Origin of the sequence: Aliivibrio sp. S3MY1 (assembly GCF_028765575.1) — a bacterium.
Classification (GTDB): domain Bacteria; phylum Pseudomonadota; class Gammaproteobacteria; order Enterobacterales; family Vibrionaceae; genus Aliivibrio.
Window position 1 is genome coordinate 1 of the sequence record NZ_JARACO010000028.1, and the last position, 15,165, is coordinate 15,165.

General features: G+C 38.1%; 13 protein-coding genes. 3 read left to right on the plus strand and 10 right to left on the minus strand.

What is annotated here, in order from left to right; genetic code table 11:
- The 10 genes from PVK62_RS14780 to PVK62_RS14825 all read right to left on the minus strand — a co-directional run.
- Positions 1-903, minus strand: a 903-nt coding sequence (locus tag PVK62_RS14780; RefSeq protein WP_274445067.1) for a type II secretion system F family protein, incomplete at its 3' end; no start/stop codon positions are given.
- Positions 904-912: 9 nt separating this feature from the next.
- Positions 913-2,637 (minus strand): GspE/PulE family protein, encoded by a 1,725-nt coding sequence (locus tag PVK62_RS14785; RefSeq protein ID WP_274445069.1) that lies wholly within the window; start codon positions 2,635-2,637, stop codon positions 913-915.
- Complete coding sequence (locus PVK62_RS14790) at positions 2,637-3,722, minus strand: tetratricopeptide repeat protein (RefSeq protein ID WP_274445070.1); 1,086 nt, start codon at positions 3,720-3,722, stop codon at positions 2,637-2,639. The genes PVK62_RS14785 and PVK62_RS14790 overlap by 1 nt, the downstream gene beginning before the upstream one ends.
- Complete coding sequence (locus PVK62_RS14795) at positions 3,719-4,567, minus strand: ExeA family protein (RefSeq protein WP_274445072.1); 849 nt, start codon at positions 4,565-4,567, stop codon at positions 3,719-3,721. Before PVK62_RS14795 ends, PVK62_RS14790 begins: the two co-directional genes overlap by 4 nt.
- An 11-nt stretch (positions 4,568-4,578) precedes the next feature.
- On the minus strand, positions 4,579-6,189 hold the full coding sequence (mshL, locus tag PVK62_RS14800) for a pilus (MSHA type) biogenesis protein MshL (protein WP_274445073.1): 1,611 nt from the start codon (positions 6,187-6,189) through the stop codon (positions 4,579-4,581).
- An 11-nt stretch (positions 6,190-6,200) separates the two neighbouring features.
- The gene (locus PVK62_RS14805) at positions 6,201-6,536 is read right to left on the minus strand and encodes a type IV pilus, mannose-sensitive hemagglutinin D (MSHK) (RefSeq protein ID WP_274445074.1); all 336 of its coding nucleotides are present in this window, start codon (positions 6,534-6,536) and stop codon (positions 6,201-6,203) included.
- Position 6,537: 1 nt separating this feature from the next.
- Positions 6,538-7,176: an MSHA biogenesis protein MshJ gene (locus PVK62_RS14810; protein ID WP_274445076.1), complete on the minus strand. Its 639-nt coding sequence runs from the start codon at positions 7,174-7,176 to the stop codon at positions 6,538-6,540.
- A gap of 2 nt (positions 7,177-7,178) precedes the next feature.
- A complete protein-coding gene (locus tag PVK62_RS14815; protein ID WP_274445077.1) occupies positions 7,179-8,645 on the minus strand; it encodes an MSHA biogenesis protein MshI in 1,467 nt (488 codons plus the stop codon).
- A 111-nt stretch (positions 8,646-8,756) separates the two neighbouring features.
- Positions 8,757-10,736, minus strand: coding sequence for an RNase E specificity factor CsrD (csrD, locus tag PVK62_RS14820; protein ID WP_274445078.1), 1,980 nt, complete (start codon positions 10,734-10,736; stop codon positions 8,757-8,759).
- A 250-nt stretch (positions 10,737-10,986) separates the two neighbouring features.
- On the minus strand, positions 10,987-11,526 hold the full coding sequence (locus tag PVK62_RS14825; RefSeq protein WP_274445079.1) for a single-stranded DNA-binding protein: 540 nt from the start codon (positions 11,524-11,526) through the stop codon (positions 10,987-10,989).
- A gap of 315 nt (positions 11,527-11,841) precedes the next feature.
- Here PVK62_RS14825 and PVK62_RS14830 point away from each other — a divergent pair, with 315 nt between their 5' ends.
- The 3 genes from PVK62_RS14830 to PVK62_RS14840 are packed head-to-tail and all read left to right on the plus strand — an operon-like array spanning position 11,842 to position 15,163.
- The gene (locus PVK62_RS14830; protein ID WP_274445080.1) at positions 11,842-13,242 is read left to right on the plus strand and encodes an undecaprenyl-phosphate glucose phosphotransferase; all 1,401 of its coding nucleotides are present in this window, start codon (positions 11,842-11,844) and stop codon (positions 13,240-13,242) included.
- Positions 13,226-14,581, plus strand: coding sequence for an outer membrane beta-barrel protein (locus PVK62_RS14835; RefSeq protein WP_274445082.1), 1,356 nt, complete (start codon positions 13,226-13,228; stop codon positions 14,579-14,581). The genes PVK62_RS14830 and PVK62_RS14835 overlap by 17 nt, the downstream gene beginning before the upstream one ends.
- Positions 14,582-15,163: a polysaccharide biosynthesis/export family protein gene (locus PVK62_RS14840; RefSeq protein ID WP_274445083.1), complete on the plus strand. Its 582-nt coding sequence runs from the start codon at positions 14,582-14,584 to the stop codon at positions 15,161-15,163.
- Positions 15,164-15,165: the final 2 nt, after the last annotated feature.

Below are 15,165 nucleotides of genomic sequence, written 5' to 3' on the forward strand. Positions count from 1 at the left end.
ACCTAATGACTCAGCAGACAATGCAATAGATTGATTTAATGGCACCCCTGATTTTAGCATCAGAGCAAAGGTTCTTGAGAAACGTGACATTTGTGCTCGTGTAACAATATCGCCAACAATAGGAATTTTTAATCGAAATTCATCCCACTTTTCACGCCCTACATCACCGCTGATCCAAGATTGAAAAGCAACGAACATTCCGGCCATTCCACCGATCATAAAGTGCCAATAGTTTACGGAGAAACTCGATGTCGCCATTAATATTCGTGTTGGTAAAGGCAATTCAACTCCAAAGCGAGCAAACATTGAGGTAAACTGCGGGATCACTTTAATATTAAGCACCAGCATCGCTAAAAAGATAAAACTCAAAACAAAGATCGGATAACGCATCGCTGATTTAATTCGCTTACGTGTTTCCATTTCTTGTTCGTAATAATTCGCAAGCTGTAATAATGCCTGATCCAAACGACCTGTATTTTCACCAACATGGATCATTGAAACAAATAAAGAACTAAATACCTGTGGGTGCAGCTGCATTGATACCGACAAACTGCGGCCATTAGTTAAATCAGCCGTCACTTCTTCTAATGCTTTTTTGAGCAGTTTATTATTACTGTTTTGCGACAAACCATTCATTGCACGCAGTAATGGGACTCCAGCTTTCGTCAAACTGTACATTTGACGACAAAAAATCACTAATACTTCTAAAGGGATACTAGGTTGAAACCATTTTTTCCAATCAGAAGCACTCGAATTACCACTAAATTTACTTGCTCGAATAGAGGTAGGGATCACCCCATCATTCAGCAATTGCTCAGCTGCGGCTTCTTGTGACACCGATTCGACGGAGCCTGATACTTGCTCTCCGCGTCGATTACGCCCGCTGTATTTAAATATTGCCATGATCTATGCCTACATCAATATTGGCTGATGGGAAGCGGCATTATCTCCTTCCCCTAGAACCATTACTTCATCAAGACTGATGATGCCATTCATTGCTAGCTCCATGGCTGATGCTAATAATGGTTTATAATCTGCATTTTCTCGTGCCTTATGAGAAAATCCCACAGCATCGTTAGCTCTTAGTGCATCCATCATGGGTTGGTCTAATTCCAGTAGTTCAAAAACACCAATACGGCCACGATAACCGGTTAAGTTACAACTTTGACAACCATACCCTCGTTGAAATGGCACCGATACTTGATTTGGGAAGCGCGTCTGCACCCACAGTTTACGAGCCTCATCTAAATTATCTCCCCCTGAACAATCTGGACAAACTTTCTTAACCAGTCGTTGAGCCAATACTGCGCGAACGGCACTCGCTACCAAATAACCTGGCGCTCCCATATCCATCATACGCAACGCACTATCTACCGCATCATTGGTATGTAATGTTGATAATACTAGATGGCCAGTTAGGGCTGCTCGTAATCCAATCTCTACCGTTTCTTGATCACGCATTTCACCAATAAGTATGATGTCAGGATCCTGACGTAGAAAGGTTCTTAAAATTTTAGCAAACGTTAGATCTATCTTACTATTTACTTGAACTTGGTTAATTCGAGATAGACGATACTCTACTGGATCTTCCGCAGTGATGATCTTCTTACTTGGCTGATTAAGCTCATTCAAGGCACCATATAGCGTTGTCGTTTTACCTGAACCGGTAGGCCCTGTTACTAAGATCATACCGTGAGGGCGACGTAGTTGTTTACGTAATCGAACTAAAAGATGTTCAGGTAAGCCTGAGTATTCTAATTCACGAATACCTGATGTTTGATTGAGTAAACGCATTACCACTGATTCGCCATATTGCACAGGCATCGTTGAGAGACGAATATCAACCGATTGACCACGAGATTTAATATTAAAGCGCCCATCTTGAGGTAAACGTTTTTCAGAAATATCTAAGTTAGCCATTAGCTTTAAACGAAGTACCAAAGCAGAAGCGATGTTAACTTCATTAAGTAGGGTTTCGTGTAAAACACCATCAATACGCTGACGCAAGCGTAATACTTTATCATCAGGTTCGATATGAATATCCGATGCACCAACTTGAATCGCATCTTCAAATAAAGAATTAATTAATTTAACAACGGTAACTTCATCATTATCGTTATCTGTAATACCAAAATTAAAGTCATTGCTATCTTGATGTTCAGATTGCAATTGCTCAGCAAAAGAGGCTATCTCTTTAGTTCGACGATAAAAACGATCAAAGCTATCAACCAATTGTCTTTCAGAGGCGATAACCATTTCAATTTGATAGCGCTGAAGTTGCGAGAATAGTGCTTCTTGAGCAGAGAGATCGGCTGGATCACTCATTGCTACACGAATAGTATTTCCCTTTTGACTAAGCACTAACGCTCGTAATCGACGAGCATGAACCTCTGGTAATAGCTGCACTGCGGCGGCATCAATATCTGCACGGTTTAAATCAACCAAAGGGACATCTAATTGCTGAGATAGAAAGGTCAGCATTTGCTTTTCAGATAGGAAACCTAACTGTATTAGCGTACCGCCCAATTTTCGTCCTGTTTTCTTTTGCGCTAACAGGGCTTGTTCTATCTGCTGCTCAGTAACAATGTTCTCTTCGACTAATAGATCACCAAGTCTTTTTCTTAACTTAAGACGCATTATTCAGTTCCTTCCATTGTTGCTAATAATTTAATTCTATCTCTGATAAACACCTGAGATGATCGAGATAATCCAGGTTTAATTAATGCGGCTTGATAAGTCTCGTACGCTTTCTTTACTTGCGCTTCTCTTTCATAAACTATCGCTAAGCCAAGCCACCAGCGACCATTATCTGGTTCTTTATTTACTAGCATTTGGTAACTTTCTTTTGCCAAATCCATCAATTTTAACTGTTGAGCCAATCCGCCACGAGTCGCAAGATAATCAACACCAGCCTCTACAGGTATGAACTCTAATACTGACAATGCGGCTTCTGGCTGTTTTTCTTTCTGCAATAAACTCGCCAACGCTAAACGCAAAGAGACACTGTTATGGTCAAGCTTAATCCCTTGCTGTAATACCGCCGCAGATTCTTGTACCTCTCGCTTCCCATACAATAATGCCGCCAGTTTCTTTCGTGAGGCCTCATCACTAGGTTGGTATTTTAAAACCGTATAGTATGCTTTCATTGCCTCTTTAAAATCAGACCTATCTAAAGCATTCTTAGCGACATCGCGACTTTTCTGAGCTAAATCTGACGGCAGTAATTCAACTTCTTCCACAAAAAAACGTTCGCTTTCCATCTCTTCTGGAGTCTTTGGGATGACCGCCTCTTTTTTAGGTGTTACTGATGCTTCTTTTGTATTAGAGGTATAGTTAACAGCCGATATAGTCGCTTTTTCTGATTGCTGCTCTCTATCTTCTGTTCCCGGTTCTTTCACAATAATAATAGGCTCAAGTGCTTTATCTTTATAAATAGAGCTGATCTCTTGATTGGCTACTTTTTGTGTAGGCGAAAGAGGTAAAGTCGCTGCAACTGTCAATGATCGTGTGACGAAAGCCTCTTCTTGAATAGGGTTTGAAGCGTCATCTAAAGTAGCCCAGCCAATCAGAGAGAGTGCACTAATCACCCCAATAGCAAAAAAGAAAGAGGCTTTAAATTTAGATTCGACATTTGGAATATGTGCTGGAGAAATGCTCTTTTGAACACCTTCATTTACATCTTGTTTAGTAATATTCAACAAGGCTTTATTAGTGGCACTCACGATGCTCTCCAACCCCAAAATGTGGGGAAATAATACGTAGGTTTGGCAGTATCAGTGGTATCTAAAATGGCATTAAATACTGACTTAGCAGATATTGTCTCTAACTCTTCTGAAAAAGAAATAAGCAGAGCTTTATGGCATAGTTGATTTATCAATCGTGGTACACCGCCACTTGCTTGCCAAATGGCTTTCATTTGTGAAAGCGTAAAGGGGTTATTCTCACAGCCAGATGCAGTCATTCTATAATTAATGTACGCCACGGTTTCACTCACATTTAATGCTCGTAGCGACGCGGAAAAAGTTATTCGCTGCCTAAGCTGACGTAAGTGGTATTGCTGTAATCTCTCATCTAGCTCTGGCTGCCCAAACAACACAATTTGCAATAACTTGGTATAGTCCGTTTCAAGATTTCCAAATAAACGTAAGGTTTCTAATGCTTCATCACTGAGAGCTTGTGCCTCATCAAGAAAAACGACGGCGGTTTTACCCTCCGCCTGTAAATCAATCAGCCTGTCATGAATGCGATCAGTTAATGCGATGCCATCACCATCTTGCTCAATCCATAATTCTTTCGCTAATGCTTGACGTAATTCATGGCTATTCATCATAGGATTAGGCAGATAAAGTAACTCAACATTCGCAGGTAACTGGCTCATCAACATTCGACAAACCAGTGTTTTACCTGTGCCAATTTCACCGGTTACTTTAATGACTCCCTCCCCCATAGAAATAGCAGACAACACCATTTTTATCGCCTCATAATGAGGCGATAATCCATGAAAAAGAGAGGTATTCGGCGTTAAAGTAAAAGGTAACTGCTTTAAACCGAAATGTTGTTCATACATAAACTAGGGGGTTACTCCTCAGGGAACCATTCTTGCAATAAATCACGAGAACGCTCTAATTCTTCTTGCCAAGTATCAACACCAACCACCGTTGGTTTTAATAAAATAACCAGCTCTGTTTTTTGAGTAAGTTGACTCACATTACGGAATAAATGACCTAATGCAGGAATATCGCCTAAGAATGGCACCTTAGATACTTGATCAACAGTCTGAGATTTCATCAAACCACCAATAACTACCACATCACCACTTTTTGCTCGGATAACCGAATCAGATTCACGGATTGAGCTTTTTGCTAATGGTAGCTGGAGTACACCACCGACATCACCCAAATCAATCTCTTTAATTTCAGTTTCAACATTAATAACTGAAGGATGCACATGCAACATTACATTGCCTTTATCATCGATTTGAGGAGTAACATCTAATGAAATACCAGAGAAAAATGGAGTTAGAGTCACTTCAGGTGAGGCATTTGAATTATCACCACTGCCCGTTACGCTTGATACCTCAGTGACAAAATATTCATCACGACCAACTTTAATGACTGCTTTTTGATTATTCGCCGCGGTGACACGAGGGCTTGAAAGCACATTTAAGTCACCTTGAGTATCCATAAAGCGAAGAACAGCGGAAAAGTTACCATCAGAGACAGTGATGTTAGTTTGACCTCCAAGTAACGTTCCAATCGCATCCATACCTGGCAAAATGTCACCGGTAGTTCCCGGAGTTTGGCCAAAAATGATGTTAGTGCCACCAATTGAACCCGTTAAACTAGACCAATTAATACCTTGCTGATAACCATCACTTAGTGTGACTTCAAGTAATTTAGCTTCCAGAATAACTTGGCGTTGCAAGCGTTTATGAGAAACACCTAAAAATTGTTTAACTTTACGTAACTCATCAGGTGAGGCGGTAATTGTAATAACACTCGCTTGTGGAGAAGTCACGACACTACGATCAGAGCCATTACCGATCATCACTGAAACGGCTTTCTCTAGTTCTGTCCAGAAATCACTTTCACTGGTGGTTTCAATTTCAGTACCGCCAGTAGCTGAAGATGAACTATCACTATTGCTTGATGATGAACTTCCATCAGAATTAGTAATAGAGCCCGTTGTTATCGTCGTTAATGAGCGACCTTTACGAGTAAGCTGTAAATAATCGATAGGGATTGTTTCTGTACGGATTGTCGCCGGATAAACTTGTAATATTTTATCTGACTTTACAATTTCATAGCCATACAAATCCTCAACCGACGATAAAACCTCATCTAAAGTCACGTCATTAATATTCATTGTTATACGACCTGAAACCTTAGGATGTATTACAACGCTGTATTCAGTACCTTTAACGAGACTAGTAAAGAAAGCTTTAGCGCTAACTCCGTTCGCTTTTACTCTAAAACGCTTAACTGGTTCATCTATTTCAATACTCGGCGCATTCAAATCAGGCATTAAATCAGCCTGCACTGATGCAGGCAAATCAATCAATAACTGACCACCATTTTCATTAATAGATTGATCTAAAGTCTGTTTAATTTCAACGGGATCACGGTGCCCCATTGAGCAGCCCGCTAATGACGCTACCATGAAGCTAATGATGACATTACGTACTTTCATTATTACAAACCTTAATTTTTAATATCTTGTGAAAATAGAGAAAGTTGCCACTGCTTACCAGAACGGCCAATCGAAACGCTTTCTTCGTTAATCGCTAATAAAGTGTAACCTGATATTTTGTCGCCTTTTTTCACTGATTTATCATCTAAGACGGCATAACAATTCGAGTGACCATTACAACTGATTGCTTGTAATGAAGGAAAATACTGGCGTTTCTTAACCACTTTTTTCTTTGCTGGTTCTGGCTTCTGCCAACTTAGAGGTTCTGTTGGATCATGTCCAACTGTCGCATCTGATGCGTAAGACGACGCAGAGAATAACAATAAAACTAAAAAACATTTTTTCATGTTAGCCGCCAATAAATCCTTTACTCGAACCAAGTGTATAGACCTCTATGCTAAGTTCTGCGATTGGGTATTTTTTTACTTCATAGTTAAAACTTCGCCAATAATACTTCACTGACAACGCTTCTAAACTAGATAAATAGGCTTCTATATCAAAATAATTTCCAGATAAAACCAACTTCACAGGATGAATGTAATAGCCTGCGACATTATTTTCATCCAATAGGCGCTCTGAACTCAGAGTGCTCATTGAAAGTAAGGTTAATTTTGATGATTCTTGAAGCACGGTTTCCAGCAGTTGAGCCATTTGACTAGGTGATACTAGAGCCGCAACTCTATTTGAAAGCAATTCTGCGAGGTCTTGACTCTCTAATGTTAACGCTTGATATTGTTGATCAATCTCTATATTTGGATCTTTTTGTAGTCTAAATTGAGCTAATTCAATTTGTTGCTTTAACGATGTAATAGCGTTATTCAAACGTGTTACATCTCGTTCCACTTTTTGATATTCAGCAATTTTAGGTTCAACAATAAAGGTTAATGAAATAAAAATCACAGCAACCCAACCCACTAAGGCAATTAGTATTTTTTCTCTTTGCGAAAATGCAGAGAATAGCTCTTTGGCTTTAATCCAATGCTCCATGATTATTCCTTTGCCACTTTCGTATTTAAGATAAATGACACTAAGCCTTTTTCATCTGTTTTGATTTCTAATTGGTCAAACGTTCTACCCACTAAGTGCAATTCACCTTCAAAGCTTTGCACCCAATTAGGAATAACATCTGGCGTTCGTGCATAACCTGTAAAGTTAACATCTTCACCTGAAATATAAATTTTCGTCAGGGAAATATTTCCTTTTCCGAGTTGAGTTAAGTTACTCATCACCCCGGAATAACCGATCTGCATTCCATCATCAAAATTATCAATCACTTTTAATGATGCACGTTTCGATTCAATATCTTCTTGCAAACGCTTAATTGCCGCTAATTTGGCAGCAGAAGATTTATGCCCTTCGATCTTTTTATTTAATACGAACAATTCTTGTTTATGGCTACTTTCTTGAGAAGTGAGCAATTGCGAGCGTTCTTCTAAATTGATTAATTTCCATTGATAAAAACCAACAATCATCATCGCAATAACAAGACCGACCCCCCAGCTAATCATTACATTTTGTAGAGTGAAATAATCCGCTTTCGATTTTAATCTATCACTGTATAAATTGACTCTTGATTGATTAAATAATCCAAGCCAAGCTAGTAACTCTCCAGAACGAAATACTCTTGGTTCATCAACCAAAAGTGAAGCGACTTTCACACCTAAGCGATTCTGTAATTCTGACGCTAAAATCGCATCGTCTTCATCATCACAACGAAAGTATAAATGACTAATATTAACGCCATGCAGCTGAGCACTTAGATAGTCTAATGAGCGTTGTAATTCCAATGCCAAATTATCTAATTGAAAGCTATTTGTATTATCGCCCGTTAATGGTGCCATAATGCCACGTAATGAGCGGTTGAGGTGCAAACGCTCTTCACTAAAAGCAAGCAATTTAAATTCAGCTGATTTATTGTGAGTCAATAGCATGAAGCTATCGTCTTCTTTTTTAACATGCCCCCAAACCAATTCATCTGGTGTGACATTAACGATATTAATTGAAAACGGCTTTAGTAACTCAAGTAGAGCTTTAATCGTAGCTAATTGAGAAATGTAAACTTGCATCTTGCCATTAATCGTTTCTATTCCATCAGCAACAATATCGGCAACACGATCAGAGATCAGATCTTTGACTAAAAAAGGTAACGCGCCAACCAGCTCTTCTTTTGGCAGGTTCGGGTTATCAATTTGGAAAGATTGGTATAAATGTGACCCTATCACAATATTCGTATTGCAATCTGATATAGCCATATCCTGACAAGCACTAACTAAAGCTTCTTCCCAATTATGTGATTGTTCAACAGGAGTAAAGTGATGTGATTCAAGTTCATCATTGGTATCACTTTTTGCGATATAAATACCACCTTGCAATATCACAATCGATGTTGTTGTTTTTACTGAACGAGATAGCTTCAGTTTTTTTAATGCATCCATCATATTCATTATATTGCTCATTTCTCTACTGCGTCATTTCAATGGTATTAACAAACCTAGGACATATAGCGCAAGATAATACAACATTCTATTCTTGTCTGATATGAGATTATCTACAAATTAAGGAAGTTCCTATTTTCCCCATCTATTTCTTCTTTTTGGTATTGAGATTTTTTCCTGCTGATGGAATAAAGCGACTTCTACTTCAAAAATTCTGCCTTGTGCCCCCTCAACGCCTAACTCTTTAAGTAATTTAACTTCTTTTTTATTTTCAACTCCCACCGCTAATACTTTAGCGCCGGTATTCTCGCACGCGCCCAATAAGCTACGCACAAATAACTGATTTTCATACCGCTGATGAATATCCTTCATTAAACTACGATGAAGCTTAATATAATCAACCTTTAAATCTTTGATATAGTGAGTACTCACTATTGTTCTTCCTGCTTGTTCGACAACTAATTGACAGCCAAATCCTTTCAATAACTTCGCTATTGGCCTCACCGCATCTAAATACGTCACTACCTGACCTTCTGTTAACTCGAAACTCAATCGTTGAAGTTGAGCTCTAGGCGTTTGTAATAATCTATTTTTAAGTTGTCGTACAAATGCTGAATTTTGTAAGCTCTTAACTTGCAAATGTACAGAGAAATGATGTTGAGAAAAATCAGGATCAGCCAGTAACGGAAATACCTGCTTCAATACAGCTATATCTAGTTTTATTTGATACCCAACTTGTTCTATTGCAGGTAAGAAACGAGAGGCTTTAATTTGCACTCCATTTTCATCTTTGATCCGTGAAAACAGTTCTAAGTGAAGTGTCTCAAGCTCATTATCTTTAAAAAGAAAAGTCGATTGCTTATACAAAACCAACTGTTCTTGCTCAAAGATAGCATCAAACAGATTTCTCCAACGAACACTGCCTAAACTCTCAGTCAGTTGTTGTTGCTTTTTAAATAAAGACCAGCTGTTATTGTTCTGTAATAGCGCACTACGATGAGCCATATCTAACTCATCCATTAAGCGACCTCTTCTTTCTGCACTTACGTACATACTAACGCCAATGTGACACCAATTATCAGAATCCAAGCTTTTTGGCGGTGATATTTTCTCTACAATTTTCAAACATTGAGCCGCGATTACTTTTGCTTCTTTAAGAGATTGCTGAGGGATAAGTAATGCAAAATCAGATTGATAATAACGAGAGAGAACGCTATCACTGTAACGTTGGATTAAATTATTCAGTTGCTTACCTACTTCAACAATGAGCTCATCACCCACCGCTTTTCCTTGCTCTTCAACTAAGTCTTCCCAACCATTAATTTTCAATAATAAAAGAACACCTTGGCTGTCTGATTCTTGTAATGTCGATTCGAGTTTACTGTCGAATAAAACTCGATTCGCAGAGCCGGTCAATTGATCTAAAAAAGTATGAGTACGAATAAACGTATCGAAGCGACTGCGCTCTTTTCGTGCGTCTTTTAATTCAGTGATCACACTATCAAGCGCTAAACTAGCCGTTGCAGGCCATTCTTCTTCGTTACCAACAGCATAATCATCCAATTTCCCAGCTAATAGCATCCTGCCTCGCTCTTCTAATAATTCAGAACCATGCAGCTGCTTCCTTAACCAGACGACTCCCCATAATAATGAGACGATAATGACAGCAATCGCTGCTGTTATTGAAAATAGAGCACCGAGAGAATATGCAAATGCACTATAGGGAGGTACTGACTTAAAGGTAATGAAATATCCTTTATTCATCTGAAGAGGCAGCGTGCTTGTAGAGAGTAAACTGTCATCAGGGATAACAGCTAATGTTTGAAATGAATAAACGATACCAGTAGGAGAGGACAATTCCATACTCACAACATTACTTGCTTTCAATAGTTTAGGTAGCCACTTAGCCATTGATTCCGCTTCTTCTGGATAAAGTAACTCTTCATCGACAACATTCACTACCCCTGTCAAATAATGCTCAAGGTATTCATTACCAATTTGCTTGAATGAGATGGTTCCACCAATAAACAAAATAAAAATTGCAGCTGACACCATTAGTGTAACAAATGATATTAAGCGGTTACTTAGGCGTAAACTTGGGGTCTTTCTCATTAAACTTTTCTTCCTTGAAAAAATCTGATTGTGAATAATGCCACAATTAAACATATAAAATTTAGAACTATCTCTAAATGCATATTAGAGATAATACAAATATTTCACTAACATCTCTATACAATGTCCAAAGTCAGTAACAGAACAAGTCTAAATTTAGTCGTAAAGCTTAATCATTACAGCGATAACCAACAAAAAAGCCTCGATAAGTTCGAGGCTTTTTATTTATAGCGACATCTATGTTCTATTATTAGAACGGAATGTCATCATCGAAGTCCATTGGCGGCTCATTATATTGAGGCTGAGCAGCCTGTGGTGCTTGTTGCTGAGGAGCTTGCTGCTGTTGATTTGGCGCAAAATTATTTTGCTGAGCAGGCTGTTGAGGTTGACCCCAATTTCCTTGCTGCTGTTGTTGACCACCAGCTGGAGCACCTTGAGCACGGCCACCAAGCATTTGCATTACGCCATTAAAGCCTTGAACAACAACTTCTGTAGTAAAGCGGTCTTGACCATTTTGGTCTTGCCATTTACGAGTCTGAAGTTGACCTTCAACGTAAACTTGAGACCCTTTACGTAAATATTCACCGGCAACTTCCGCCAACTTACCAAACAAAGACACACGGTGCCATTCTGTTTTTTCACGTTGTTCGCCAGTTGCTTTATCACGCCATGATTCAGACGTTGCAATTGTAATGTTTGCTACCGCACCGCCACTTGGCATGTAACGGATTTCAGGATCTTGCCCTAAGTTACCAACAAGAATAACTTTATTAATACCACGGCTGGCCATAGTTTGCTCCAGATAGATGAGGGGGCATTCATAGCACCCGGTTATATATACAGTGGTCTTCAGTCTAACACGTTCAAGGTTATTTCTGATACCCCTAAAAATAGAATCCATTTCATAAAACACTACAATTGAACAGCCTTTAAAGCAGGCTTCACCCCTTCAGCAGCTAAAAACTTTGAGTTACTTAAAAAATATGAGACACCCTTCGCAAATAAAAAAGAGTAAAATGTCATTTTTTTGACGAAAAGTTAACTTTAACCAGTAATACATCCTTTATAATAAATACAATGATTTAAATGCTTAAATTGGAGCGACATGAGACAACAAAATATTCAAGTGCTGACGAATAGCTATCGCACCTTAATAAAAACATTTGATTTTATAATTATCAATGCTGTTCTTTCTTTTATTATCCCTATAGAAACGGCGATTGATATTAGTGCTGGATTACTATTTTCGACTCTCTACCTTTTAGTCAGTGAGTATATTGGTCTGTACACGGTTAATTCTAAAAGAGAGCTAGTTAAATATCTTTTAAAAGTAATAATTTCATTAACTCTTACAATTGCAGCGTTCTCCTTTCTAAAACTGAGATTCCTTCAATTTGAAGGCATTAATATTAGCTACTTAACCCCGTCAATATACTTACAATGGTACCTAATAGTATTTGGTTCTTTATCACTATCTCGCATTACCTGTACTTGCTACTATCGATTATTCATTCTACCGAAGATGGACATTAAAAATATTGCCATCATAGGGTTAACTCCTGCAGGTCTTTCTATTGAGAAGGCGTTAATTGAAAAGTATAAAAATCAAAAGATTAATATTCAATTTTACGATGATCGTTCTGATGATCGCTTTAGTTATGTCGCAAAAAGTGAATATGCTGGAAAAGTATCAGTCGCAATTGAAAAAGTAAAAAATAATGAAATAAAAGATGTCTACATTGCACTGCCTATGGTTGCAAAGGATCGAATTAAAGCCGCCATTTTACAGTTATCAAACTCAACCGTTGACGCGTATATCGTTCCTGATTTATACACTTATAATTTAAGTGTATCTCAAATATCACGTATTGGTAATGTACATACATTCAGTATTTTCAGTTCCCCTTTTGAAGGATTAGGAGCAATAGTTAAGCGTATCGAAGATATTGTAATTGGCTCTCTTATTACATTATTAATCTTACCAGTTTTATGTATTGTCGCATTAGGTGTGAAATTAAGCTCTCCGGGCCCTATCCTATTCAAACAGGACCGCTATGGTTTAGGCGGGAAGAAGATTAAGGTTTGGAAGTTCCGTTCTATGAAAGTAATGGAAAATTCAGAAATAGTAACTCAAGCAACCAAAAACGATCCACGTGTGACTCGCTTTGGGAGCTTTATTCGTAGAACCTCTTTAGATGAGCTGCCTCAATTTATTAATGTATTGCAAGGAAGTATGTCAATTGTAGGACCAAGACCTCACGCGGTTGCCCATAATGAGGAATATCGTGTATTGGTTGATAACTATATGGTTAGGCACAAAATCAAACCAGGTATTACTGGTCTAGCACAAATTAATGGCTACCGTGGTGAAACAGATACATTAGATAAAATGGAAAAGCGGGTTGAGTATGATATTAAATACCTTCAAAACTGGTCGCTTCCTCTAGATATTAAAATTATCTTTTTAACTGTATTTAAAGGGTTTGTAAGTGATACCGCTTATTAAACCAAAGCATATTTTTAGCTTGATACTACTCAACTATTATTTGTTGAGCAGTACTGCTTACGCCTATTTAACACCCAAACCTCATATTGGTCCTGCCGGTATTGAGTTTCAAAGCAATGTCGACCTTGATTATGGTCATGATGATAATGTGAATTTTCAATCAGAGAAAGCGACACAAGTAGAATCTGATTTCTTTCATGTAAAACCATTTATTCAATTAAAGGGCATTCGTGATGCTGATGTCTACACCCTCCAATACTCTGGAGATTATCGCCAGTATCAAGAAGAGACGACATCTGATGATTATGATGATCACACAATTAAGTTTATAGGAGCCTGGAAAAAAGGCTTCAATAGTGACTTATTATTTACGATTGAAAATCAAGTTGGTCATGAAAACAGAGGGGAAGGACTGACCGATGGTTTTACCACCTATGATACAGACACGCAGGGTGAGAACTCAGGAAGTTTTGAGAAATATGGAATAAATGAAGTATTAACGACTAATACGTTTAACACCTCATTTCGCTATAGTATTGATAAAGAAGATAGTATTGGTAAATTAAGCTTTGCCGTTCAATACAAAGAGTTTAACTATGATGATAGACCAACCAATACTGGCAACCATAATATAGATGGCTTTAATCTCTATATAAAAGACCAGAATTGGGATCAAACGACATTTACCCTTGAGTTATTTGATCAGGCATCCAGCCGAACTCGATTTCGCTATTCTATTGTCAGTAATCTTAGAAACTATGATGAGAATAGCCTTAAAGATACTAATGAGACATTCTTTATTGCAGGCATAAAAACTCAACAAACCGGAAAAACAACCATTGATGTTAATATTGCTTGGTTATATAAAACCTTTCCTAATCAACCTAATTACCAAGAATTTTCCGGTCTTAACTGGGATATAGATTTAGCTTGGAGTCCTGTAAAACATTCTACGCTCCACCTATTTACTGACCAAAATGTAGAAGACCCAACAGAAGTCGGTGGATATGTTTTAAATACCACATATGGGACACGCTGGGAGCATTTTTGGTGGTCTAATAGGCTTTCAACAAATCTAGGCTTTAATTATAAAACCAGTGCTGATAAAAATAAGGATGACGATAAAGTAACCAAAGATACTGATGTACTCATCGCTTTGAAATACAAATTTAGGCCTTCAATTTTATTTGAGCTTAGTTACCAACAACTTATCAGTAAATCAAATAAAGACTCTGACGATTTTACTATCCCTGATATGAAAGGTGATTTTACATCTGTAACTCAACAGATCGGCTATAACAAATCCATTATAATGTTTACAACTAAGGTGCAAATTTAGATGAAATCCCTCTTTATGTCTTTTTGCTTATTCATCTCGGTGATCTCTCATGCCTATGCATCAGATACACCACCAGTAGAAAGCACTAAAAGCCAACAATCAGAATCAACTCTTCCAAAAGATGAATTAGGCTATGTATTAGGTGCTGGCGACAGTATTCAAATCTCAGTATTTAAAGAACCAGAAATGACTTTACGCTTAAAAATTCACCGTGGCGGGGTTGTGAATTATCCTTATCTTGGCAAGATTCAATTATTAGGAAGAACCCCAGCACAAGTTGAAAGAGACATAGAGCTTAAACTCGAAGATGGTTATATCCTGCAACCTATGGTAACCGTCAGTATAGAAGAGTTTAGAAAGTTCTTTATTAGCGGCGAAGTTGCCAACCCTAATGGTTACGAATTTCAACCGGGCTTAACAGTGGAACAAGCGATAGCAATGGCTGGCGGGTTTACAGATAGATCGGATAGCGATGCTATAAACATTCGTTTGGCCACAACAAATGAATTAATTGAAAATGTCGGTCCAACCTATCCTGTAGGTCCGGGTGATGTAGTTATTATTGAACAGAGTTTTTTCTAAAT